This is a genomic window from Actibacterium sp. 188UL27-1 (assembly GCF_016901225.1).
GTDB lineage: Bacteria > Pseudomonadota > Alphaproteobacteria > Rhodobacterales > Rhodobacteraceae > 188UL27-1.
The window spans coordinates 31,246-56,171 of sequence record NZ_JAFEUL010000003.1 but is presented as its reverse complement, the minus strand read 5'-3'; the positions used below and the strand labels follow the sequence as shown (position 1 = coordinate 56,171).

The 24,926-nt window shown below is 59.2% G+C and carries 22 protein-coding genes; 9 read left to right on the top strand and 13 right to left on the bottom strand.

The features are described from left to right. Position 1 precedes the first annotated feature (1 nt). Positions 2-565, bottom strand: a complete 564-nt coding sequence (gene rfbC / locus IU397_RS05545) for a dTDP-4-dehydrorhamnose 3,5-epimerase (protein WP_204411603.1) — start codon at positions 563-565, stop codon at positions 2-4. A 297-nt stretch (positions 566-862) separates the two neighbouring features. On the opposite strand from rfbC, the gene rimP reads away from it, so the two are divergent. Genes rimP through infB form a run of 4 tightly spaced genes read left to right on the top strand, consistent with a single transcriptional unit; the run spans position 863 to position 6,220 of the window. Further along, positions 863-1,444 carry a ribosome maturation factor RimP gene (gene rimP, locus IU397_RS05540; protein ID WP_204411601.1) on the top strand — a complete coding sequence of 194 codons (582 nt, stop codon included), beginning with the start codon at positions 863-865 and terminating at the stop codon, positions 1,442-1,444. Positions 1,445-1,449: 5 nt separating this feature from the next. Then, positions 1,450-3,069, top strand: a complete 1,620-nt coding sequence (nusA, locus tag IU397_RS05535) for a transcription termination factor NusA (RefSeq protein WP_204411599.1) — start codon at positions 1,450-1,452, stop codon at positions 3,067-3,069. 10 nt (positions 3,070-3,079) lie between these two features. Further along, the gene (locus tag IU397_RS05530; RefSeq protein ID WP_204411597.1) at positions 3,080-3,703 is read left to right on the top strand and encodes an RNA-binding protein; all 624 of its coding nucleotides are present in this window, start codon (positions 3,080-3,082) and stop codon (positions 3,701-3,703) included. Between the two features lie 6 nt (positions 3,704-3,709). Beyond that, positions 3,710-6,220, top strand: coding sequence for a translation initiation factor IF-2 (infB, locus tag IU397_RS05525; RefSeq protein ID WP_204411596.1), 2,511 nt, complete (start codon positions 3,710-3,712; stop codon positions 6,218-6,220). 92 nt (positions 6,221-6,312) lie between these two features. Here infB and IU397_RS05520 read toward each other — a convergent pair whose 3' ends face one another. The 4 genes from IU397_RS05520 to IU397_RS05505 all read right to left on the bottom strand — a co-directional run bounded on the left by IU397_RS05520 (position 6,313) and on the right by IU397_RS05505 (position 9,208). Continuing rightward, entirely contained in the window at positions 6,313-6,450 is a 138-nt protein-coding gene (locus IU397_RS05520; protein ID WP_204411594.1) for a hypothetical protein, read from the bottom strand. 151 nt (positions 6,451-6,601) lie between these two features. Continuing rightward, positions 6,602-7,000, bottom strand: a complete 399-nt coding sequence (locus tag IU397_RS05515) for a (deoxy)nucleoside triphosphate pyrophosphohydrolase (RefSeq protein ID WP_204411593.1) — start codon at positions 6,998-7,000, stop codon at positions 6,602-6,604. Positions 7,001-7,021: 21 nt separating this feature from the next. After that, on the bottom strand, positions 7,022-8,290 hold the full coding sequence (gene argJ, locus IU397_RS05510) for a bifunctional glutamate N-acetyltransferase/amino-acid acetyltransferase ArgJ (RefSeq protein ID WP_204411591.1): 1,269 nt from the start codon (positions 8,288-8,290) through the stop codon (positions 7,022-7,024). Further along, the gene (locus IU397_RS05505; RefSeq protein ID WP_239479631.1) at positions 8,291-9,208 is read right to left on the bottom strand and encodes a peptidylprolyl isomerase; all 918 of its coding nucleotides are present in this window, start codon (positions 9,206-9,208) and stop codon (positions 8,291-8,293) included. Positions 9,209-9,372: 164 nt separating this feature from the next. Here IU397_RS05505 and secA point away from each other — a divergent pair, with 164 nt between their 5' ends. Both secA and IU397_RS05495 read left to right on the top strand, forming a co-directional pair. Then, positions 9,373-12,096 carry a preprotein translocase subunit SecA gene (gene secA / locus IU397_RS05500; protein WP_204411589.1) on the top strand — a complete coding sequence of 908 codons (2,724 nt, stop codon included), beginning with the start codon at positions 9,373-9,375 and terminating at the stop codon, positions 12,094-12,096. Between the two features lie 197 nt (positions 12,097-12,293). Beyond that, complete coding sequence (locus IU397_RS05495) at positions 12,294-13,364, top strand: hypothetical protein (protein WP_204411587.1); 1,071 nt, start codon at positions 12,294-12,296, stop codon at positions 13,362-13,364. Between the two features lie 5 nt (positions 13,365-13,369). Here IU397_RS05495 and radC read toward each other — a convergent pair whose 3' ends face one another. From radC to dnaK, 3 genes are all read right to left on the bottom strand, one after another. Beyond that, positions 13,370-14,095, bottom strand: coding sequence for a DNA repair protein RadC (gene radC, locus IU397_RS05490; protein WP_370541614.1), 726 nt, complete (start codon positions 14,093-14,095; stop codon positions 13,370-13,372). Between the two features lie 84 nt (positions 14,096-14,179). Continuing rightward, the gene (dnaJ, locus tag IU397_RS05485; RefSeq protein WP_204411582.1) at positions 14,180-15,325 is read right to left on the bottom strand and encodes a molecular chaperone DnaJ; all 1,146 of its coding nucleotides are present in this window, start codon (positions 15,323-15,325) and stop codon (positions 14,180-14,182) included. A 76-nt stretch (positions 15,326-15,401) separates the two neighbouring features. Further along, positions 15,402-17,318: a molecular chaperone DnaK gene (gene dnaK, locus IU397_RS05480; RefSeq protein WP_204411580.1), complete on the bottom strand. Its 1,917-nt coding sequence runs from the start codon at positions 17,316-17,318 to the stop codon at positions 15,402-15,404. Positions 17,319-17,500: 182 nt separating this feature from the next. Here dnaK and IU397_RS05475 point away from each other — a divergent pair, with 182 nt between their 5' ends. Then, entirely contained in the window at positions 17,501-18,115 is a 615-nt protein-coding gene (locus IU397_RS05475) for an alpha-ketoglutarate-dependent dioxygenase AlkB (protein WP_204411577.1), read from the top strand. A 131-nt stretch (positions 18,116-18,246) separates the two neighbouring features. Here IU397_RS05475 and IU397_RS05470 read toward each other — a convergent pair whose 3' ends face one another. The 4 genes from IU397_RS05470 to IU397_RS05455 all read right to left on the bottom strand — a co-directional run bounded on the left by IU397_RS05470 (position 18,247) and on the right by IU397_RS05455 (position 21,855). Then, the gene (locus IU397_RS05470) at positions 18,247-18,885 is read right to left on the bottom strand and encodes a nucleoside/nucleotide kinase family protein (protein WP_204411575.1); all 639 of its coding nucleotides are present in this window, start codon (positions 18,883-18,885) and stop codon (positions 18,247-18,249) included. Further along, complete coding sequence (locus tag IU397_RS05465; protein WP_204411572.1) at positions 18,882-19,649, bottom strand: ATP-binding cassette domain-containing protein; 768 nt, start codon at positions 19,647-19,649, stop codon at positions 18,882-18,884. The genes IU397_RS05470 and IU397_RS05465 overlap by 4 nt, the downstream gene beginning before the upstream one ends. Beyond that, positions 19,646-20,770 (bottom strand): ABC transporter permease, encoded by a 1,125-nt coding sequence (locus tag IU397_RS05460; protein ID WP_204411570.1) that lies wholly within the window; start codon positions 20,768-20,770, stop codon positions 19,646-19,648. Before IU397_RS05460 ends, IU397_RS05465 begins: the two co-directional genes overlap by 4 nt. A 65-nt stretch (positions 20,771-20,835) precedes the next feature. Next, positions 20,836-21,855, bottom strand: coding sequence for a sugar ABC transporter substrate-binding protein (locus IU397_RS05455; RefSeq protein WP_204411567.1), 1,020 nt, complete (start codon positions 21,853-21,855; stop codon positions 20,836-20,838). A gap of 177 nt (positions 21,856-22,032) precedes the next feature. Here IU397_RS05455 and IU397_RS05450 point away from each other — a divergent pair, with 177 nt between their 5' ends. Beyond that, positions 22,033-23,220, top strand: coding sequence for an ROK family transcriptional regulator (locus IU397_RS05450; RefSeq protein ID WP_204411565.1), 1,188 nt, complete (start codon positions 22,033-22,035; stop codon positions 23,218-23,220). 3 nt (positions 23,221-23,223) lie between these two features. Here IU397_RS05450 and IU397_RS05445 read toward each other — a convergent pair whose 3' ends face one another. Further along, complete coding sequence (locus tag IU397_RS05445; protein WP_204411562.1) at positions 23,224-23,541, bottom strand: hypothetical protein; 318 nt, start codon at positions 23,539-23,541, stop codon at positions 23,224-23,226. A gap of 56 nt (positions 23,542-23,597) precedes the next feature. Here IU397_RS05445 and IU397_RS05440 point away from each other — a divergent pair, with 56 nt between their 5' ends. Then, positions 23,598-24,851: a DNA polymerase IV gene (locus IU397_RS05440; RefSeq protein WP_204411560.1), complete on the top strand. Its 1,254-nt coding sequence runs from the start codon at positions 23,598-23,600 to the stop codon at positions 24,849-24,851. Positions 24,852-24,926 lie beyond the last annotated feature (75 nt).

Below are 24,926 nucleotides of genomic sequence, written 5' to 3'. Positions count from 1 at the left end.
CCTATCCCTCGTATGTGAAGGGCGAGTCGAAGCCCACGAGCCCCGGTGCCGTTTTGTCTTTGTCCGACAGGATTGCAGTGGTCTGGTCAAGACCCCAATCAATGCCAATGGCGGGATCAGCGAAATGTAAGGCCCCCTCGGTCTCGGGCGCGTAGGTATCGGAGCATTTGTAAATGATCTCGGTCCCCGGTGCCCTGGTGGCAAAGCCATGGGCGAAGCCGGCAGGCACCAACAGCATCTTGGCATTTTCAAACGTCAACTCAGCCCCCACCCACTGCCCGTAGGTTGGGGAGCCCTTACGGATATCGACAGCAACATCGAACAGCGCGCCACGGCCACAGCGCACCAGCTTGTCCTGCGCGCGTGGTGGGGCCTGAAAGTGCAGCCCACGCACGGTGCCGACATGTTCGGACAGGGAGTGATTGTCCTGCACAAAGGTCATGGCGATATCTGCTTCGGCAAAACTCTGTGCATTATAGGTTTCGGAAAAAAAGCCGCGATCATCGCCGAAACGCTTAGGCGTGATGATCAAGACACCCGGGAGAGCGGTCTCTTCAATGTTCATCTGAACCTCTAAGGTCAAAATCTATCGGGAGGGCCATATCAGGTTTTACCCCGCAGGCAACGCGACGGGTCTTTTCCGTCAGAAATGGCGAGGATCCGGGGCGTTTTTGCGCAATTTTGTGGCAAGGCGACAGGAGGGCCATCCGGAGGTTGTATCGCTGTCGATGACTTTTCCCTTGAAAAAGACAAGCCCAACTTCTAATTGCCTATCAACAGCGGCGCGTCGGGGTCCAAACCTGATGCCCACCGGGACTATCGTAACGGGCCGCGGGCCCGTTTTTTTGTGCTTGGAGCACGCATGTCTGACCTGATCGCCAAAACCAATATCGACCAGCGGCTGGCCGAGATCATCACGCCCGTGATCGAGGATCTGGGGTTTGAACTGGTGCGCGTTCGGTTGATGTCGGGCAAGACCAAGACGATGCAGATCATGGCCGAGCGCCCCGAGGGCGGGATCGAGGTGGATGATTGCGCCACAATCTCGACCGCGGTCAGCGCTATCATGGACGTCGAGGACCCGATCGAAGACAATTACACGCTTGAAGTTTCGAGCCCCGGGATTGATCGGCCCCTGACACGGCTGAAGGATTTTGCCACCTGGGCGGGCTATGAGGCCAAGATCGAGACAACCGAGATGATCGACGGACGGCGCCGGTTCAAGGGCCAGTTGGCCGGAACCGAGGATGGTGAGGTCCTGATCGAGATCGAAGAAGGCACAATCGGGCTGCAATTCGACTGGCTGAGCGACGCCAAGCTGGTGCTGACCGATGAGTTGATCCGCGAGATGCTGCGCCAGCGCAAGGCCGCCGGCATTGTGAACGAAGACCAATTCGACGAGATAGAAACAGAAAATCCCGATGATCTCGGGCCGGAGGACTGAACGACATGGCCATTACGTCTGCCAACCAGCTGGAATTGTTGCAAACCGCCGAGGCTGTCGCGCGCGAAAAGATGATCGACCCCGAACTGGTGGTCGAGGCGATGGAAGAGAGCCTCGCCCGGGCCGCAAAATCTCGTTACGGGGCCGAGATGGACATCCGCGTCTCAATCGACCGCAAGACGGGCCGCGCGACGTTCACCCGGGTGCGCACGGTGGTCGAAGACGAGTTGCTTGAGAACTACCAGGCCGAGCTGACCGTGGCTCAGGCCAAGGAATACATGGCCGATCCGACCGTGGGAGATGAGCTGCGTGACGAGGTTCCGCCTGTGGAAATGGGTCGGATCGCTGCGCAATCGGCCAAGCAGGTGATCCTGCAAAAGGTGCGCGAAGCCGAGCGTGACCGCCAGTTTGAGGAATTCCAGGACCGTGCCGGGACGATCATCAATGGTCTGGTCAAGCGTGAGGAATATGGCAACATCATCGTGGATATCGGCCGTGGCGAAGGCATCCTGCGCCGGAACGAGAAGATCGGGCGCGAAAGCTACCGCCCCGGTGACCGCATCCGCTGCTTTATTAAAGACGTGCGGCGTGAGGCGCGCGGACCCCAGATCTTTTTGAGCCGGACCGCACCTGAATTCATGTCTGAGCTGTTCAAGATGGAAGTGCCCGAGATCTATGACGGCATCATCGATATCAAGGCCGTGGCCCGTGACCCGGGCAGCCGCGCCAAGATTGCGGTGATCAGCTATGACAACTCGATTGATCCCGTGGGTGCATGTGTTGGTATGCGCGGCAGCCGCGTGCAGGCCGTCGTGAACGAGCTTCAAGGCGAAAAGATCGACATCATCCCCTGGAACGAGGATCAGCCGACTTTCCTGGTGAATGCGCTGCAGCCTGCCGAAGTGGCCAAGGTGGTTTTGGACGAAGAAGCCGAGCGGATCGAAGTGGTGGTCCCCGATGAGCAGCTGAGCCTTGCCATCGGTCGTCGTGGCCAGAACGTGCGATTGGCGAGCCAGCTGACTGGTCTGGATATCGATATCATGACCGAGGAAGAGGAAAGCGCCCGCAGGCAGGCTGAGTTTGAGGAGCGGACAAACCTGTTCGTCTCGACCCTGGATCTGGACGAGTTCTTTGCCCAGTTGCTGGTGTCCGAGGGCTTCACCTCGCTTGAGGAAGTGGCCTATGTCGATGCGGAAGAGCTGTTGGTGATCGATGGCGTTGATAATGACACGGCCGCCGAATTGCAGGCCCGTGCGCGCGATCATCTGGACGAACAGAACCGGAAAGCCCTGGAAAAAGCGCGCGAAGCCGGTGTTGAAGAGGCGCTTATTGAATTTGAGGGCCTGACACCCCAGATGATCGAAGCGCTGGCCGCGGATGGTGTGAAAACGCTCGAAGACTTTGCCACCTGCGCCGATTGGGAATTGGCGGGCGGCTGGACGACGGTCGATGGCGAACGGGTCAAGGATGACGGCCTGCTTGAAAAGTTCGATGTATCGTTGGCCGAAGCCCAGGACCTGGTCATGACGGCGCGCGTGGCGCTGGGTTGGGTTGACCCCGAAGAGCTGATCGCGCAGGCCGCCGAAGCAGACGAGACGACCGAGGCTGAGGACGCACAGGCCTGATCGAATAAAGATGGGACGTGGGGGCACCAAGAAAGACCGGGACGCCGGTCCGGAGCGAAAGTGCATCGCAACCGGGGAGGTTCAGCCCAAATCGGGGCTGATCCGCTTTGTTGTGGGTCCCGAAGGTGTTATCATCCCTGATCTGGCGGAAAAGTTGCCAGGTCGAGGGATTTGGGTGGCCGCAACACGGGATGCGGTGACCAAGGCGATTAAGAAACGGTTGTTTGCGCGCGCCGCACGCCAAAGCGTTGAGGTGCCGGATGATCTGGGTGACCGACTTGAGGCGTTGATGCTGAAGCGGGTGACCGATCTGATCTCGTTGGCGCGCAAGGCAGGCCGGGCGATCGCTGGGTATGAAAAGGTCAAAGGCGCACTTTTGACCGAAGAGGCAAAGGTTCTGATCCAGGCTTCGGATGGGTCGGAACGGGGCAAGACGAAACTACGCGCCCCGGATGGAGAGAACACGTTTATCGGCTGTTTGACGGCCCAAGAATTGGGTTTGTCCTTTGGCCGGGATCATGTCATACACGCTGCTCTTGCGGCTGGTGGACTCACAAAGCGTGTTGTAGAAGACGCCGCAAGGTTATCTGGCCTGCGCGAGATGAACGGGGAAAACGCCCCGGAAAGGACATAAGTTCGCATGAGCGATAGTGACGGCAAAAAGACTCTTGGGCTACGCGGCGGTGGGTCGCGACCGGGCCAAGTGAAGCAGAGCTTCAGCCACGGACGGACGAAAAATGTGGTGGTCGAGACCAAGCGAAAGCGGGTCGTCGTGCCGAAGCCGGCTGCCGGAAAGGCTGGCGGTGCCGCGGGTGGTGACCCATCGCGTCGCCCCGCCGGGATCACCGATAGCGAGATGGAACGCCGGTTAAAGGCATTGCAGGTCGCCAAAGCCCGCGAAGCCGAAGACGCCGCCAAACGCGCCGCCGATGAAAAGGCACGCGAAGAAGAGCGCGCGCGCCGCCGTGAAGAGATTGACGCTAAGGAACGCGCGGAGCGGGAACGCGAAGAAGCGTTGAAAGCCAAGGCCGAGGAAGAAGAGCGTAAGAAACGCGAAGCGGAAGTCGCCGCCGAACGGGCTCGTCAGGAAAAAGCGAAGCCAGCCGTTACAACTGCACCGCAGCAAGATGCAGATGGCGGCGCGCAAACGGCGAGGGTGCCCAACAAATCCGGCCTTGCCACGCCGCGCAAAATCGACCGTGAGCGCGACGATCAAAAAGGGCGCGCCAGTAAGGGCCGTGATGATGGTCGCCGGGCCGGTAAGCTAACCCTGAACCAGGCCCTGTCGGGCGGTGAGGGTGGACGGCACCGCAGCATGGCCGCCATGAAGCGGAAACAGGAGCGTGCGCGGCAAAAGGCCATGGGCGGAACCGAGACACGCGAAAAGGTCGTGCGCGACGTACAGGTGCCCGAGACCATTGTGGTCCAGGAATTGGCCAATAGGATGGCTGAACGCGTTGCCGATGTCGTAAAGGCATTGATGAATAACGGACTGATGCTGACCCAGAACCAGTCGATCGATGCCGATACGGCGGAATTGATCGTCGAAGAGTTCGGTCACAAGATCGTCCGGGTGTCTGACGCCGACGTCGAAGATGTGATTGATTCGGTTCAAGATGATGAAGGCGATCTGGAATCTCGTCCCCCGGTCATCACGATCATGGGTCACGTGGACCACGGTAAGACCTCGCTGCTGGACGCGATCCGGAATGCCAAGGTTGTGGCGGGGGAAGCAGGCGGGATCACACAGCATATCGGGGCCTATCAGGTGACGACCGATGATGGTGCCGTGCTGTCATTTCTTGATACACCCGGCCACGCGGCCTTTACATCGATGCGAGCTCGCGGTGCGCAAGTCACTGATATCGTTGTGCTTGTTGTGGCCGCCGATGACGCGGTGATGCCCCAAACAATCGAGGCGATTGCCCATGCCAAGGCCGCCGAAGTGCCTATGATCGTGGCTATCAACAAGATCGACAAGCCTGAGGCCAACCCGGACAAAGTGCGCACCGATCTTCTGCAGCATGAAGTGATCGTCGAAAAGATGTCCGGCGAAGTGCAGGACGTCGAAGTGTCTGCCATCAGTGGTCAAGGTCTGAACGAGTTGCTTGAAAGCATCGCCTTGCAATCCGAAATCCTGGAATTGAAGGCTAATCCGAAACGGGCAGCCTCTGGTGCCGTGATCGAAGCCCAGCTTGATGTCGGTCGCGGGCCGGTCGCCACAGTTCTGGTGCAAAACGGCACCTTGCAGCAGGGCGACATCTTCGTCGTGGGTGAACAGTGGGGCAAGGTCCGCGCTCTGATCGACGACAAGGGCGAACGCGTCAAAGAGGCCGGGCCATCGGTTCCGGTTGAGGTGCTTGGTCTGAACGGAACGCCCGAAGCCGGCGACGTGCTCAACGTGGTGGATACCGAGGCGCAGGCCCGCGAAATCGCTGAATATCGCGAGCAACAGGCCAAGGACAAACGCGCCGCCGCAGGTGCTGCAACCACGCTGGATCAACTGTTGGCCAAGGCGAAGGATGACGAAAATGTCTCGGAACTGCCGATCGTCGTGAAGGCCGATGTCCAGGGTTCTGCCGAGGCGATTGGCCAAGCGATGGAGAAGATCGGCAACGATGAAGTGCGCGTCCGCGTGCTGCATTCGGGCGTCGGTGCCATCACGGAATCTGATATCGGCCTTGCCGAAGCCTCCGGCGCTCCTGTCTTTGGCTTCAACGTGCGGGCAAATGCGCCAGCACGGGCAGCGGCCAACCAAAAAGGCGTCGAAATCCGGTATTACTCGGTGATCTACGACCTGGTGGATGACGTCAAAGCCGCTGCAAGTGGTCTGTTGTCAGCCGAGGTTCGGGAGAACTTCATCGGCTATGCCGAGATCAAGGAGGTCTTCAAGGTCTCCAACGTTGGTAAGGTTGCCGGTTGCCTCGTCACTGAAGGGGTCGCCCGCCGGTCTGCCGGTGTGCGCCTGCTGCGCGACAATGTTGTGATCCACGAGGGTACGCTGAAAACACTCAAGCGCTTCAAGGATGAAGTGGCCGAGGTCCAGTCAGGTCAGGAATGCGGTATGGCGTTCGAGAATTATGATGACATTCGTCCAGCCGACGTGATCGAGATCTTTGAACGTGAAGAGGTCGAGCGGACGCTGGCCTGATCAAAGATCAGGCCGGGCCTCCCATGACGGGTATAAGACACAAAAAAGGGCGGTCCCCACGACCGCCCTTTTTTGTACTGATAAAAAACCGATTAGATGGCGCGGCCACCAATCGGAAAACCGGCGAAGAGTTTTTGACCGACGCGGACAAGGATCTTGCCGTCGGTCAGGCTTTTAACAAACGTGCCCTGAACTGATACACAACTACCAAGTGTGATGGTCTTTAGCATGTTGATCTCCTCCCCAACGCTTACACCCTAAGATTAGAGTAAAAGTTTTAATACGCCATCCATAAATTCGCCTTAATACGGGAAAATTCGCCCAAATGATGTGCAAATTCGTAACAATGTGTCGCAGAAGCGTCATGCTGCAATGCAGCAGTTACAACCAATCCCTCAAAATGGGAATCAACGGCAAGTCCGCAGCGGGCATCGGATAATCTCTTAGGTTGTTAACTCGGACCCATTTCAAAGCCTGGTCTTCGCGCGATACGGGTGTTCCTTTCCATTTCCGGCAGGCGAATAAAGGCATCAGCAAATGGAAATCGTCATAGCCGTGACTGGCAAAGGTTAATGGCGCCAGACAACTTTGCCAGGTGTCTATGCCAAGTTCTTCGTCTAACTCACGGATAAGAGCGGCTTCTGGCGTTTCGCCTTGCTCGACCTTGCCCCCGGGAAATTCCCACAAACCGGCCATGGATTTGCCTTCGGGGCGCTGCGCGATCAGAACGCGATTGTCAGGATCAATCAATGCGACGGCTGAAACGAGAACAATTTTCATCAAATGCGTTTCATTAAAGGATTATGATCGATAGTCAGCGTTGATCTCGATATAACCGTGGGTCAAATCGCAGGTCCAGGCTGTGAATTCGGCCGATCCCACGCCTAAATCCACCGTAATACCAATGTCCGAATGGGTCATGTATGCTGCGCCCGCGCTTTCGGTATAGCTGCTGGCAACCCATCCATGCTCGGCAACGAGAATGTCACCAAAATGAATGGAAAGCTGATCGCGGTCCGCGGTTGCCCCAGATTTTCCAACAGCCATTACGATACGGCCCCAATTCGGATCCTCCCCAGCAATCGCGGTCTTGACCAAAGGGGAATTCGCGATTGCCATGGCGGCCCGCTTTGCATCGGCGGCATCCAGCGCGCCCTTGACGGAAACCCGCACAAACTTGGTTGCTCCCTCACCGTCCCGAACAATTTGATGGGCGAGATCCAGCATAATCGCGTGCAGACCATCGGCAAAGACCCGACCGGTGGCATTGGACAGATCCGTCACAGTTGGGCCATACCCCGTCGCCGCCACCATGACCGTGTCTGAGGTTGAAGTGTCGCTGTCCACTGTGATCGCGTTGAACGTGGTTTCGGAATGACGCGACACCAGTTGCTGCAACAAAGCTTGGGAGACAGTGGCATCCGTAAAAATATAGGCTAGCATGGTCGCCATATCCGGTGCGATCATGCCAGAGCCCTTTGCCATACCCGATATCGTGATCGGCCCCGCCTCGGTTTCGATCACTTGGCTAGACCCTTTGGCAAAGGTATCCGTGGTGCGGATCGCATGGGCCGCCTTACCCAACCCGCCCTCATCCAGCCGGGCGGTGAGGCCCGCCATATGGGCGGTGATCTTGTCATGGGGCAGCGTCTCCCCAATGACCCCGGTGGAGGCCGTGAACACCCGATGTAGCGGAATTTGCGTCGCCTCACGGACCGCATCGCACAGGATATTCACAGCATCGCGACCGTTCCTGCCTGTAAATGCGTTGGCATTGCCAGCATTCACCAAGATGGCCGCGCCATCCACAACAGGCCCGTCAAAGCGCGTCTCCTTCAAAGGAGCATCGTTGCCCAGTTTGGCTTGACAGTCCAAGACAGGCGCGGCCCGCGTGGCAGACTTGGTAAAGACGCCCGCGATTTCCGTACCCGGGTCCAGAACCGCCAGCATGACGTCATCTCGGCCTTCATACCGTACCCCGGACGCCGCGGTGGCAAATCGGGCGCCCCGAACGACATGCAGGTCTGGAAATCGCGCCGGCGCGAGCGGAGAGACCGGAAGTTCGGCCATTTACTCAGTCGACAACAGGTCGAGGTTCCGTATCAGTGAGGGGTCAATCTCGATCTCCATGCGCTGGATCTCTTCGCCCTCGGTCAGATTTTCAACCGTATCTTCAATGGCCTTCGACCTGATCTCGTTCTCCAGCTCAGCGCGGATTTCGTCCAGGCTTGGCGCCTCCTGCAGCCGGGTCTCGATCAACTTGATCACATGCCAGCCAAACTGGGTCTGGACCGGGTCCGAGATCGCGTCGGGCTCCATATCCATGACGACCGTTTCAAACTCCGGCACCATCATCCCCTTGGAAAACCAGCCAAGTGCGCCGCCATTGGGGCCGGACGGACCCGTCGACTTCTCCTTGGCCAGCTCCGCAAAATCAGCCCCTTCGTCCAGCTGTGTCTTGACCTCGTTGGCCTCTTCCTCTGTCTCAACCAGAATATGCGCCGCATTAAACTCTTTGGCGGGCTCCTGATCGGCAAAGCGGGCGTCATAAGCGGCCTGTACCGCGCTGTCGCTCACGGCGTCATCGGCAATGCTTTTTAGTGCTTCACCCGCCAGAAAACCACTAACCTGATTTTCCAATCCCAACTCGGACTTGCGCGACAGGTCATCCTCGATCGTCTGGGCCAGGGCATTTTGCTGGATCAGCTGGTCCAGCAAGCCATCATATAAAACGTCGTCTGGCAATTCCTGATACTGCTGGGGCAGGGTCGATTGCGCGGCGATCATATGGCCAAGCGTAATCTCAATTTCACCCACGGTCGCGATGACAGTGTCCGCGGTGGCGTCGATTACCGGAGCAGCCGTATCTTCATTTGCCTGCTCTGCATCTTGGTCGGCGGGCTGTTCGCTGTCCTGGGCCCAGGCGCCGAATGACAGGGTCAATGCAACGACACTTGTCAGCAAAGCGGTCTTTGTCAGGTTCATCATATGCCTTCTCCCCTTGTGTCGCGATGCTTGGCGACGTTGACACTCTGAAACCGGCCCCTTACATCGCGGTTGGTCTGGGGGAGGCTTTCACTCTGCCGTCATAGGCAAGGCCGGAACCAGGGGCAAGGTGCCCCCACACACGTAAGCGTTAAAGCGGAGCCGATATGCTGGGTCTAGGAACCATCGCGAAAAAGGTCTTTGGCACCCCCAATGATCGCAAGGTTAAATCAACCCGACATCTTGTCGATAAGATTAACGCGCTGGAACCGGAATTTGAAGCCCTCAGCGATGAGGGTTTGCAAGACAAGACAGCGGAATTGCGGCAGCGCGCCAATTCGGGCGAAAGCCTGGATGATCTGCTGCCTGAAGCGTTTGCCAATTGCCGTGAGGGTGCGCGCCGGGCCTTGGGTTTGCGAGCCTTTGATGTGCAACTGATGGGCGGCATCTTCCTGCATCAGGGCAATATCGCTGAAATGAAGACGGGTGAGGGCAAGACACTCGTCGCCACGTTCCCGGCTTACCTGAACGCGCTGACCGGAAAGGGCGTGCATATCGTCACCGTCAATGACTACTTGGCCAAGCGCGACTCCGAATGGATGGGCAAGGTCTATACCCAGCTCGGCATGACCTGCGGCGTCGTATATCCCCAGCAGGACGAAGGCGAAAAGCGGGACGCCTACGCGGCCGATGTCACCTACGCCACAAACAACGAACTTGGATTCGACTATCTACGCGACAACATGAAATCCGAATTGTCGCAACTGTCCCAGCGCGGTCACAACTTTGCGATTGTGGATGAGGTCGACTCGATCCTGATCGATGAGGCGCGGACGCCTCTGATCATCTCGGGCCCCGCCCAGGATCGCAGCGATCTTTATGTCAGCATCGATGAACTGATCCCGAAACTGAACGACGATCACTACACGCTGGATGAGAAGACCCGCAACGTTACCTTCACCGATGACGGCAACGAGTTCCTCGAAGGGATCCTGCAATCCGCCGGTCTGCTGCCCGAGGAACAGTCCCTTTATGACCCGGAAAGCACCACCATCGTTCATCACGTGAACCAGGGCCTGCGGGCACACAAGCTGTTCACGAAGGACAAGGATTACATCGTCCGCGACGGCGAGGTGATGCTGATCGACGAATTCACCGGCCGGATGATGACCGGGCGGCGGTTATCCGATGGCCTGCACCAGGCGATCGAGGCAAAGGAAGGCTGCGAAATTCAGCCCGAAAACGTGACCCTCGCATCTGTCACGTTCCAAAACTACTTCCGGCTTTATAACACGTTGTCCGGCATGACGGGCACGGCCTTGACGGAGGCCGAGGAATTTTCCGAAATCTACGGCCTGGGCGTTGTGGAGGTCCCGACGAACAAGGGCATCGCGCGTGAAGACGACCATGACCAGGTTTACCGCACCGCCAAGGAAAAGCTGGGTGCGATTGTCGAGGCTATTCGTGAGGCCAACAACAAGGGCCAGCCTGTTCTTGTCGGCACCACCAGTATCGAGAAATCAGAGGGCCTCTCAGAGCTTCTTAAAGAGGCCGGGATCCCCCACAATGTCCTGAATGCCCGCCAGCATGAGCAAGAGGCGCAGATCGTCGCCGATGCGGGTAAGACAGGGGCCGTTACGATTGCAACCAACATGGCGGGCCGCGGGACCGACATACAATTGGGCGGCAACGTGGAAATGCGCGTCCTACAGGCCCTGGCCGAAACCCCGGATGCGGATCCGGATGACGTGCGCACCCGGATCGAAGCTGAGGTCGTGGACGAAAAGCAAAAGGTCCTGGATGCAGGCGGTTTGTTCGTTCTGGCGACAGAGCGCCATGAAAGCCGCCGGATCGACAACCAGTTGCGCGGCCGGTCAGGCCGCCAGGGCGATCCTGGCAAGTCCTCCTTTTATCTGAGCCTTGAGGATGACCTGATGCGCATCTTCGGCTCTGAACGTCTCGACAATGTGCTGGGCAAGCTCGGCATGCAGGAAGGCGAGGCAATCGTGCACCCCTGGGTGAACAAAAGCCTCGCAAAAGCGCAGGCCAAGGTCGAAGGGCGCAACTTCGATATCCGCAAGCAGTTGCTGAAATTCGATGATGTGATGAACGACCAGCGCAAGGTGATCTTTGGCCAGCGCATGGAAATCATGGAGGCCGATGACCTTTCGGAAGTCACTCAGGACATGCGCCACCAGGTCATCGATGACCTGATTGACCAGTTCATGCCGCCCAAATCCTATTCGGACCAGTGGGACATGCACGGCTTTTATGCCGCCACGCTGGAAATCCTTGGCGTGGATGTCCCGTTGATCGCCTGGGGCCAGGAAGATGGCGTTGACGATGATGTCGTGCGGGAGCGTCTGTACAAAGCCTCCGATGAATTCATGGCGCAAAAGGCGGTTCAATTCGGCCCCGAAAACATGCGCAACATCGAAAAGCAGATCCTTTTGCAGACAATCGATGGCAAATGGCGGGAGCATCTGCTGACATTGGAACATCTCCGCTCGGTCGTGGGGTTCCGGGGTTATGCCCAACGCGATCCGCTGAATGAGTACAAGACCGAGTCGTTTCAGCTGTTCGAAGGGATGTTGGACAGCTTGCGGACCGAGACCACCAAAAAGCTCAGCCAGATCCGGCCCCTCACGGAAGAGGAGCAAAAGGCCATGATTCAGCAATTGATGGCGCAGCAGCCGGATTTGATCGAAGGCGCAAGCCAGATGGTCGCTGGTGAAGAGGTTGAGGCCGAGGCCGACCCGATGCTGCCCACCGGTCGCCGCCCCGGCTTTGACGAGAATGATCGCTCGACATGGGGCAATCCCGGTCGCAACGAGCTTTGCCCGTGCGGGAGCGGCAAGAAATTCAAGCACTGCCACGGTGCCAAGGTCTGATCGCCGCCGCATTTGACAGTCTGAATTGAGGCGCAGTTGCGGCCAAGAACAGCCACAACGGTATTTTACGCCGAAACCGGCCTATACGCATGTTAACCGCGTCACAATTTGGCTGAAAATGAGCGTGCTCTTGCCACGACCCCGCCCGAATTACCTCTGATAACAAACCTGTCGCTTAGAAAAGTGATGGGGGATGAATGAGTTATTTTCAGCGTATCAAGACAGCCGGTCTCGCATTTTCCTTGGCCATGGCCACCGGATTTGTCATGCAGCATGGCGATCTTTTGTTCGGTACATCTGCACCCCAGACCGACACAGCTCCAGCCGCCTTGAACACCGCAGACGTGCAACCCACCGGGGCCGAGATCATCCTCCAGGATGTTCAACCGCTGATCGGTGTTGCCATACCGCCAAATGCCACCGTCACTGCTGATGATGCGCTGCTGCCAGAGCTTGTCAGCATCCCGTCGGGCCCCCATCCCAAGCTGAGCTATGAGGGCGTGACCCTGCCCGTGGGCAGCGGATTTCAGCAATATTCAGGTGACTTTTCCCTGACGCAGGACGAGCGCGTCGCTGGTCCCGAGGAAAGCTGCATCGCCGATTTCACGGCATCGCCCGCCACGGCTTCCATGATCTATCTGGTGCTGGACGCGCCCTGTTATCCGCGCAGTATCGTCAACCTGCGCCAGGGGGGCCTGCGCTTTACCGTTCTCACCGATGCCAAGGGACATTACGAGGCGCAGATACCCGCCCTGGAACAGACCACGATCGTTTCCGCGACATTCGACGATGGCTGGGTTGCCCGCGCCAAGGTTGAATTCGAAGAGTATACGCAGTTTCAAAGGGTTGCGCTGCAGTGGAAGGGTAAGCCCGTTCTGCGCATGCACGCCTTTGAAGGTGATCAACGGCGAGGTCAGGCGGGCCATATCTGGCATCGCAATACCGGCGATCCCAAGCAGTCCTTCGGCCAAGGGGGCGGCTTCATGACCGTTCTCGGTGATCCCCGTCTTTTGCAAGGCTGGCAGGTTGAGATCTACAGTTTCCCGACCGAAGACCTGACCGTTGCATCCCGCGTCCGCTTGAATGTCGAAGCTGAAGTCACGCGCCGCAACTGCGGGCGCAATATCTCGGCCAAGATCCTGCAACCCGGCTTTGATGCTGGCAGCAAACCGGTCGCTTTGACGATTGCCATGCCACGCTGCAATGCCGTGGGTCGGGTCTTGGTTATGGATGATGTCTTGCGCGACATGCGTGTCGCTGCCCGCTGAACCGCCTACAGGTTACCCTCGCTCCGAAAACTCAGCGCGCTTGATTTGCCGATGATCAGGTGATCGTGCAACACGATCCCCAATGTGTGCGCGGCAGACTGAATCTGGTGTGTCATCTGGATGTCAGCCTCAGATGGAGTTGGATCACCTGACGGGTGATTATGCACCAGAATCAATGCGCTGGCATTCAGTTCCAAGGCTCGCTTGACCACTTCACGCGGATAAACCGGTACATGATCAACAGTGCCCTGCGCCTGTTGTTCGTCAGCAATCAAAACGTTCTTTCGATCCAGATACAGGACGCGAAACTGTTCCGTTTCCCGGTGGGCCATGGCGGTGTGGCAGTAATCTAGCACCGCATCCCAACCCGAAATCACATCGCGCCCCATCACGCAGGATCGCGCCATGCGTTGCGCGGCGGCTTCGACGATCTTCAACTCTACAATCACGGCATTACCCACGCCCGGCACCTCGGATAGGCGACCGGGACCCGCCGCCAGGACGCGATTGAAATCGCCAAACCTCTCCAGCAAGAGCCGTGCAAGGGGTTTGACATCACGGCGTGGAATGGCGCGGAACAGGACCAGTTCCAACAGCTCGTAATCCGGCATCGCATCCGGTCCCCCGGCCAGAAACCGTTCCCGCAACCGCTGGCGATGATCCTTGATATAGGATGGCAGTGCCCTGCCCTCGACCACAATCGGGGCCTCGTCACCACCGAACAGCGGCATCGGTGATTCCTGAAGTGAAGCGGTCCGGCTCATGGTCCGGACGCTCTCATGACGTGGCTAATGAAGGGTTAATGTTCGCCGGGATCAGCCCTTCATGCTGTCCCAAAACCCCCGCACTTTCGAGAAAAAGCTGGACCCTTCCGGGTGGTTGTCTTCACTCAACTTTTCAAACTCGCGCAGCAGCTCTTTCTGGCGGCTGGTCAGGTTCACGGGCGTCTCGACCGCCAGTTCAATGAACATGTCACCGGCGCTGCCTTGGCGAAGCGGCGGCATCCCCTTGCCGCGCAGGCGCATCTGCTTGCCAGACTGGCTGCCCGCGGGCACCTTGACCCGGCTGCGACCGCCATCGATTGTCGGCACCTCGATATCACCACCCAGCGCGGCAGAGGTCACACTGACCGGAACCCGACAGAACAGATGCGGCCCGTCGCGCACGAACAACTCGTGATCGGCCACCTCGATAAAGATATACAGGTCGCCTGTTGGCCCACCGCGCAGACCGGCTTCTCCTTCGCCGGCCAGACGAATGCGCGTTCCCGTTTCAACACCTGCAGGGATGTTGACGGACAGGGCGCGCTCCTTCTCGATCCGGCCAGCGCCGCCACAGACCTGGCAGGGATTCTTGATGATCTGGCCCAGGCCAGCACAGGTCGGACAGGTGCGTTCGACCGTGAAAAAACCCTGCTGTGCCCGCACCTTACCCATGCCATTGCAGGTTGGGCAGGTCACCGGCTCTGCGCCGCCCTCTGCTCCCGTACCCGAACAGGCCTCGCATTGGACAGAGCTGGGTACATTCAGGGTTTTCGGAGAGCCGGAATACGCCTCTTCCAGCGAGATCTTCAGGTTATAGCGCAAGTCAGCGCCGCGTGCGGCCCGGTTGCGGCCGCCACCGCCGGAACGCTGACCGCCCATGAAATCACCGAACAGATCGTCGAACACGTCAGAGAAGGCACCGGCGAAATCGCCCTGACGGGCGCCGCCGCTGCGGCCGCCACCCATGCCCCCTTCGAACGCCGCATGGCCGAACCTGTCATAGGCTGCCTTGCGGTCCGGGTCTTTCAGCGCGTCATAGGCCTCGTTCACCTCTTTGAACTGCTCTTCGGCCGTTGGATTGTCAGAATTGCGATCCGGGTGAAGCTCCTTGGCCTTGCGGCGATAGGCTTTCTTCAACTCGTCCTCGGATGCCCCGCGCGAGACGCCCAACACATCATAATAGTCACGTTTTGCCATAGGACCCCTCTTCCATTGAACGCAAGGGCCGGCCCATGGTCAGGGGCCGGCCACAGGGGTACGCGCGCAGGGCCAGTTAGCCGTGCTTGTTACCGTCAAGATCCTCGAAATCGGCATCGACAATCTCATCGTCGACACCGGCAACCTCTTCGTCCATCTCAGGCGCGGCTTCGCCAGCCTTCTCCTGCTCGGCCTTGTAGATGGCCTCACCCAGTTTCATGGCAGCTTCGGTCAGGTTCTGGATCCCGCCTTTGATCTTGGCGATATCTTCGGTTTCAAGCGCTTCTTCCAGCGGACCCATGGCCAGTTCGATGGCCTCGACCGTGGATGGATCGACTTTGTCGGAATGCTCGGTGAGCGATTTCTTGGTCGAATGGACAAGGCTCTCACCCTGGTTCTTGGTCTCGACCAATTCCTTGCGATCCTTGTCGGCCTCGGCATTGGCTTCGGCGTCCTTGACCATTTGGTCGATTTCATCATCCGACAGACCGCCCGAGGCCTGGATCGTGATGTTCTGTTCCTTGCCAGTGCCCTTATCCTTGGCGCTGACCGACACAATGCCATTGGCATCAATGTCGAAGGTCACCTCGATCTGCGGTAAGCCACGCGGTGCAGGAGGGATATCTTCCAGGTTGAACTGGCCCAGGATCTTGTTATCCGCGGCCATCTCACGCTCACCTTGGAACACCCGGATCGTCACGGCGTTCTGGTTATCCTCGGCGGTTGAAAAGATCTGGCTTTTCTTGGTCGGGATCGTAGTGTTGCGGTCGATCAGGCGGGTAAAGACACCGCCCAACGTCTCGATCCCCAAAGACAACGGCGTCACGTCCAGCAGCACCACATCCTTGACGTCGCCTTGCAGGACACCGGCCTGAATGGCCGCACCGGCGGCGACAACCTCATCTGGGTTCACACCCTTATGGGGTTCCTTGCCAAAGAATTTCGTGACCTCTTCGGTGACCCGTGGCATGCGGGTCATCCCGCCGACCAACACGACCTCATCAATATCGCCAACCGTTAGACCGGCATCCTTCAGCGCGGCCTGGCACGGCTTGATCGACGCCTTGATCAGGTCATTGACCAGAGATTCCAACTTTGCGCGCGTCAATTTCATGACCATGTGCAAGGGCTGGCCGCCATTCGGATCCATCGAGATGAAGGGCTGGTTGATCTCGGTCTGCTGGCTGGATGACAGCTCGATCTTGGCCTTTTCGGCAGCTTCCTTCAGACGCTGCAGCGCCATCTTGTCCTTGGTCAAGTCGACGCCGTTCTCTTTTTTGAACTCGTCGGCCAGGTAGGACACGATGCGCATGTCAAAATCTTCACCACCCAGGAATGTATCACCGTTAGTGGATTTGACCTCGAAAAGGCCATCGTCGATTTCCAGGATGGTCACGTCGAACGTACCCCCACCCAGGTCATAGACGGCAATCGTGCGCGTCTCTTTCTTGTCGAGGCCATAGGCGAGGGCTGCCGCGGTCGGCTCGTTGATGATCCGCAGCACTTCAAGGCCGGCGATCTTGCCCGCATCCTTGGTGGCCTGACGCTGGGCGTCGTTGAAATAGGCCGGTACCGTGATCACGGCTTGCGTGACGTCTTCGCCAAGGTAGCTTTCTGCCGTTTCCTTCATCTTTTGCAGGATGAAAGCACTGATCTGGCTGGGGGAGTACTTGTCGTCGCGCACCTCGACCCAGGCATCGCCATTACCGCCATCGATAATGGAATAGGGGAGGTTCTTTTTATCTTTCGCGATGTCGGCATCATCGAACCGACGGCCCACAAGGCGCTTTACCGCGAAGATGGTGTTGTCAGGGTTCGTGACGGCCTGGCGTTTGGCCGGTTGGCCCACGAGCCGTTCGCTATCGGTGAACGCGACGATCGACGGTGTCGTGCGCGCGCCTTCGGCGTTTTCGATGATCCGTGGCTGGCTGCCATCCATGATGGCGACGCAGCTATTGGTGGTTCCAAGGTCTATTCCGATGACTTTGGCCATGTAACTCTACCTCTTCTTTGGCGATGTTGCGGGGGCTCGCCCTGCATTCAGGCACATGCCGCCCAATCCCATACCGCCCGGGATCACCCCGGCGCAGCATCAGCAGGGTATATAGGTTGCGGCCATAGGGCCTGCAAGCGCAGAAAAGGCTGGACTTTGAGTGAGAATCGACTGGAAACCGCATGACAGTCTCAAACGCGCCGGTGACTTTACGTGGGGTGTTAATTTACCCTTCATTAATCTCCATCGAAGATCAGGCGGCGATACTAGACGACTTGAGCAAGGTGTTGAAAGCAGCCCCGTTGTTTCAGCCGGTCACCCCGTCCGGCAAGCCGATGTCCGTCAGAATGAGTGCGGCGGGGCAATATGGCTGGATCACCGACCGTCAGGGGTATCGCTATGCGCCGACGCATCCGGACGGGCAGCTTTGGCCAGCCATTCCAGGGCGCATCCTGCGGATCTGGGATCAGGTGGCTGGTGTGGACCGGCAACCCGAATGCTGTTTGATCAATTTCTATGGCGCCGAGGCGCGGATGGGTCTGCACCAGGACCGGGATGAGGCGGATTTCACCATGCCTGTCGTCTCGATCTCATTGGGCGATGAAGGGTTGTTTCGGGTTGGCAACACGACACGCGGCGGGAAGACGGAAAGCCTCTGGCTGCGCTCGGGTGATGTGGCGGTAATGGGCGGCGCGGCACGGCTGGTTTACCACGGCGTTGATCGGATCCGTGCCGGAACATCAACGCTGATGCCCAAGGGCGGGCGGGTCAATCTGACCCTCAGGGTCGTGACATGAGGCAGATGTATCGGATCGCCTGCACGATCCGACCGATGGGGGCGCTGCCCCCGCAGCCTGCGGCTGCTCCCCCGGGATATTTTTGGACACATGATGGAATTGACGTGCTGTCCCCGCGGGGACATTTGAAATCATTTGCTTTTTATGGCCGCGGAGGCCCAGTCAGCCCCCAGGATTATGTCTGCCGGGGCGCTTTGAGATTTGATTGCCACGGCGTTGGGGAGATCATTGTTTTGCACCTTGGCGGCTGCGGCAGCTGGCGCAAATCCATAGGACAGCCAGCGTGCGGTGAGGCGTTGTTTCAGAACGTTGTCCGGGATGTCGAGCCAGATGGTCAGATCCCACAGTGCGGCGAGGCCGGACCAGGGCGGCTGTTGAAACAGAAGGTAATTGCCTTCGATGATGATCGTTTTGCAAGTTGCCGGGATCTCGGCAGCCGCTGCAACGGCGATCTCCCGGTCGCGGTCAAAGAGCGGGACAAAGATCGGGGCACCGCTGGCGACACGCTCCAGACATGTGGCGAACCCCGCGACATCGAATGTTTCCGGGGCGCCCTTGCGAGAGAGCAGCCCCTTTGGTTCCAAAAGACGGTTGTCGAGGTGGAAGCCATCCATGGGGAGCAAGGCGGTGTCTGGACCAAGGGCCTGGACCAACGCTTCGGCCAGGGTGGATTTGCCGCTGCCTGGCGGGCCTGCCACGGCGATGAGGGTCCGGCCGCCGTCTTTTGCAGGAAGGGCGCGGATGCGGGTCACCACGGGGGCGAGCGTCATGCGGCCTCAGGCTCTTTCGCGCCGGTCATGAAGGCCACGGCATCGGCCATGGTATAGTCGGTCGGATTGATCACCGTCAGCCGTTTGCCAAGCCGGTGGATGTGGATCCGGTCGCAAACCTCGAACACATGGGGCATGTTGTGGCTGATGAGGATGATGGGAATGCCGCGGGACCGGACATCCTGGATCAGTTCCAGCACCCGGCGGCTTTCCTTGACGCCCAAGGCCGCGGTTGGCTCATCCAGGATGATGACCTTGGACCCGAAGGCAGCCGCGCGCGCCACGGCGACGCCTTGGCGTTGGCCACCGGACAAGGTTTCAACCGCCTGGTTGATGTTCTGGATCGTCATCAGGCCCAGTTCGGATAACTTATCGCGCGCAAACTTTTCCATGGCCGGGCGGTCGAGCATGCGGAAGACAGTGCCCAAAATGCCCGGGCGGCGCAGCTCGCGCCCCATGAACATGTTGTCGGCAATCGACAGGGCGGGGGACATGGCGAGGGTCTGGTAGACCGTTTCGATCCCGTGTTCGCGGGCTTGGATCGGAGAGGTGAAGTGGACGGGCTTGCCGTCCAGCTGCACCTCGCCACCGTCGGGAATGACCGCACCTGAGACTGCTTTGATCAACGTGGATTTACCCGCGCCATTGTCACCGATGACCCCCAGAATCTCGCCTGGGTAAAGCTCAAAATCGCAATGGTCCAAGGCGGTGACGGGACCGTAGCGTTTGACCAGGTTGCGGCCTTGCAAAATGGGCGCGGTCATATCGAGACCTTTCGGATCCACTGGTCCACCGCCACGGCGGCGATGATCAGGACACCGATCAACAAAAAGGTCCATTGCGGATCGGCGCCTGCCATGCGCAGGCCAAGCTCGAACACACCGACGATCAGCGCTCCGAAAAGGGCACCGAGGATCGAGCCGCGCCCGCCGAACAAGGAGATGCCGCCGATCACCACGGCAGTAATGGCCTGGATATTGCCGATCACCCCAGTTGTGGCCGATGGCGAGACCGAGCTGAACCGCCCGATCATCACCCATCCTGCAAAGCCGCAGATCAAGCCAGCCAGCATATAGACCGACATTAGGGTGCGATGGCGATTGACCCCGGCCAGCTCTGCAGCCTCCGGATCATCGCCGACCGCGTAGACATGCCGCCCCCATGGTGTGGATTTGAGCGCGTAGGCCAGGATGAAGGCGATCAACAGCATTGAGATCACCCCGAGCGTAAGGGTCGCCCCACCCATCGTGAATTTGGTGCCCATGAATTGCAGAAGACTGGCCTGGGCTGCGATATCCTGGGACCGGATCGTTTCATTCGCGGAATACAGATAGTTGGCGGCCAGCACGATCTGCCACATGCCCAGCGTCACGATGAACGGCGGGAGTTTGATCCGGCTGACCAGAAAGCCGGAGACGGCGCCAATCGCACTACCCACGGCGAGGCCGATCATGATCGAGAATGTGGGTGGAATGCCGTAGCGGAAGGTGAACTGCCCCATGATGACCGAGCACAGAACGGCGATGGCCCCGACGCTGAGGTCAATGCCCGCGGTCAGGATGATCAGGGTCTGTGCCGCGGCCAAGACACCCACGATCTGCACCTGTTGCAGGATCAAAGTCAGCGTGAAGGATTTGAAGAAGCGGTAGCTGCCGTTGGAGACGTCCTCCAAACGGGCGATGCCAAGGGAGACCTTGATCGGTTCCCAATCGATGTAGAGGCCAAGGCCAAGGGTCGACAGAACCAGCACAATCAGCGGCACCAGCGACGGATTGGTATGCAGCAGATGTTGCAGCCGATGGACGAAACCGCGTTTGTGACCGTCGAATTCGGCAACGGTTTCAGTGCGGGATGCGGCGGTTTCAAAATCGTTGGCGGTGTTCATCCGGGTCCTCCCCACCCTGGCCTGACAGGGGCGGTGGACCGCCCCTGTGCGATGACTGGGTCAGATCAGCCCCAGCAGAGGTTGGTGCCCTCGGTGGTGTCGATGGATTCGACCCCTTCGGCGGGTTGGTCTGTGATCAGGGCCACACCGGTATCGAAGAAATCCTTGCCTTCGGAATTGGCGGGCTTTGAGCCGTCTTCGGCCCATTTGGCGATGGCTTCGATCCCGAGGGAGGCCATGAGCAGCGGGTATTGCTGCGATGTCGCACCGATCACGCCATCCTTGACGTTTTGCACACCGGGGCAGCCGCCATCGACCGAGACGATCAGCACATCATTTTCACGACCGATCGCCTTGAGCGCTTCATAGGCACCCGCGGCGGCGGGTTCGTTGATCGTGTAGACAACGTTGATCTCTGGATCAGTGGCCAGCAGGTTTTCCATGGCCTTGCGTCCGCCTTCTTCATTCCCGGCGGTCACGTCATTGCCGACAATGCGGGGGTCGGTCTCATCCCCCCATTTGTTAGGGTCGCCCAGATCGATGCCAAAGCCCTGCAGGAACCCCTGGTCGCGCAGCACGCCGACCGATGGCTGGCTGACGGCCAGGTCGAGCATGGCGATCTTGGCATTGGCGGCCTCGTCCCCCAGCGAAGCGGCGGCCCATTTGCCGATCAATTCCCCGGCCAGGAAGTTATCGGTGGCGAAGGTTGCATCAGCGGCATCGATGGGTTCAAGCGGTGTATCCAGCGCGATGACGAGCAATCCGGCATCGCGCGCCTGCTGCACGGCTGGCACGATGGAGGATGTGTCAGATGCCGTCAGCAGGATGCCCTTGGCCCCGTCAGCGATGCAGGTTTCAATCGCCTGGACCTGGGTTTCATGGTCGCCATCGACCTTGCCCGCGAATGATTTCAGCGAAATGCCCAGCTCTTCGGCTTTGGCTGTCGCGCCTTCCTTCATCTTGACGAAAAACGGATTGGTATCGGTCTTTGTGATCAGGCAGGCCGAAACGGCATGTCCGCCCGCCATGGCAGTACCTGCCATGGCAACCAGGCTGATTGCGGTGCCCAGAAACAACTTTTTCATGTGATCTCCTCCCATTTGGGTTGGTTTGCACGCCTGCGATCTCGAGTCGTTCAGGTCGTCAAGTCTCCCAACGTCAAGTAAGCGGGCTGGGCGGGGGAGTGTCAATAAATAAACTTAGGTGATTAATCCAGGGCATGCTATCGAAGATAAACATTGAGCGCGGTATGCGACCCCGTCATGAGTGAATACAAACCGACTGAATTGCATACCGGCATGAGCGGGACGGGATTGCGCGACCATAATGAGCGGTTGGTCCTGTCTTTGATCCAGCGTCACGGTGCCTTGCCCAGTGCGGATATTGCGCGGCGCATCGGCCTGTCGGCACAGACCGCCTCGGTCATCACGCGGTCGCTGGAACGGGATGGGTTGCTGAAACGGGGCGAGCCTGTGCGCGGGCGGGTCGGCAAGCCATCCGTGCCCTTGGGGTTGCATCCTGATGGGGCATTTGCCGTTGGTCTGCGGATTGGACGGCGCGGGGCTGATCTGATCCTGATGGATCTGGTCGGTGCGATCCGGGGGCAAAAGACGGTGCGCTACGCCTATCCGACCCCGGCTGTGGTGATGGCCTTTGCAGCCGACGCGCTGGAGCAGTTGATGGCACCTTTGGATCCCGCCAAGCAGGCCCGCTTTGCCGGTATCGGGGTGGCCGCGCCGTTTGACCTGTGGAACTGGTTGGACCGCCTGAACGCCCCTAAAGAAGAGATGAACGCCTGGCGCGATTTCTGCTTTACCAAGGCCTTTTCGCAGTTGAGTGACCGGCCCGTCGTGTCAGGCAATGACGCCACCGTGGCCTGCATTGCCGAGCATGTGACGGGCCGGGGCGCCGATTTTGCCGATTACGCCTATTTCTATATCGGTGATTTCTGCGGTGGGGGCGTGGTGCTGAACGGCATGGTCTATCCCGGTCGGTCGGGCAATGCTGGCGCATTCGGGTCGCTTCCGGTCGCGGCGCATCAGGCATCCGACCGGCAGTTGATCCACCACGCCTCCCTGCATTTGCTGGAGCGGCAGTTGGCGGCAAGCGGTCTTTCGGTGGACCTGCTGCGCGGAGAGGATGCCAGTTGGACGGGGTTTGACCAGTTCCTACACCCCTGGTTGGATCAAACGGCTCATAGCCTGGCTTTGGCTGCGGTATCGGCTGCATCGGTGATCGACTTTCAGGCCATTGTCATCGATGGGGATTTTCCCACGGGTGTCCGATCCGCCTTGGTACAGCGGGTGGCGGCGTGCATGGGCGACATGGACACGACCGGAATTGTGCCGCCGCAGATCGTGCCCGGCAGTATCGGCCCCATGGCCGGTGCGATGGGGGCAGCCCATCAGGTGATCCTGTCCCGATATCTGCTGACGCAGACGATGCTTTAGATGTCAGGTGCGGATGATCCGCTGGGGGCCCTTTCCGGGCAGACGCATGATATCCCCGTCGACCTCCATATTCAGCTTCACGCAGGTGACGTGCCAGCCGACAGATCCAAGATGGGCGCGGTCGTTGGAGGAGAGATGCGATTTGACCTGGGCCGACAGATCCTTGAAGGCCAGGCCGTCGGCTCCGGCCTCGTCCAGCAGATCAAGGATGATGGTGCGGATGGTGGTGTATTTCCAGGTGGGAATGCGCGTGACGCCATCGCGCCCTTCGGCAGGGGTTCGGCATTCTGTGCGGGGTTCATGGGGATAGCTGTCAGTCATAGTGTCCTCCTGCAGGGGATGCTAAGATATGCCCAACCACCACCGTCAAGTCCGCCATGCCTGCCCTGTGCCGCACCTGCCTGACCCAATTTGATGCCGGGACGCGCTGCCCGGCCTGTGCGTCACCGCGCGTGATGGCGCATCCGGAACTGTTCGATCTGTCCATCGCCCATATGGATTGCGATGCCTTCTATGCCTCGGTCGAGAAGCGGGACAATCCTGACCTGGCTGACAAACCGGTCATCATCGGGGGTGGGAAGCGTGGCGTGGTCTCCACCGCCTGCTATATTGCGCGGATCCGGGGGGTACGGTCGGCGATGCCGATGTTCAAGGCGCTGCAGCTTTGCCCCGAGGCGGTCGTCGTTAAAGGCCGCATGTCGGTCTACGTCGAGGTGTCCCGGCAGGTGCGCGCGCTGATGGAGGATCTGACCCCCGCGATCGAACCGCTTTCACTGGATGAGGCCTTTCTGGATCTGACCGGAACGGCCCGGCTGCACGGCGCCCCGCCTGCGGTGATGCTGGCGCGGCTGGTGCAGCGGATGGAGCAGGAGATCGGGATTACCGGCTCCATCGGTTTGAGCCACAACAAGTTTCTGGCCAAGGTCGCCAGCGATCTGGACAAGCCCCGCGGGTTTTCCGTGATCGGTGCGGCCGAGACCGAGGATTTTCTGCGCGATCAGCCGGTGCGGTTGATTTGGGGCGTGGGTCAGGCATTCCAGGCTTCGCTTGAAAAAGTAGGCATCCGCACCTTTGCGGATCTGCGGCGGTGGGACCGGAAGGAATTGGCCGCGCGGTTCGGTGGTTCGGGTGACCGGCTGTGGAACCTGGCCTGGGGGCGGGATCACCGGGCGGTGACGCGCAACAGCCGCGCCAAATCAATCTCGAACGAGACGACGTTCCATGATGACACGGCGAGCCATCATTTGCTGGATGGGCATATCTGGCGGCTGTCCGAAAAGGTGGCGGACAGGGCCAAGGCCAAGGATATCGCCGGTCGGGTCGTGACGCTGAAACTGAAGCGGGCCAATCACGCCTTGCTCAGCAAACGGATCTCGTTGCGCGAGCCGACCCAGTTGACTGACAAGATATATCGTACCGCGCGCGATTTGCTGGATCAGGTGAGCGATCCCGGCCCGTTCCGACTGTTGGGCGTGGGGATCAGCGATCTGGTCCCGGCGGCGGACGCTGACAGTGTCGGCGATCTGCTGGATCCCGGCGCGCAGCAAAGGGCCAAGGCAGAGCGGGCAAGCGATGCGATCCGCGACAGGTTCGGCAGCGATGCCATCGTCAAGGGGCGCGCGCTGCGTTAAGCGGTGTCGCCAAACGGGACCTACAGGCGGTATCTGCCATGGGTGTCAGCCTGGCATGGGGCCTGGGGTCGTGCG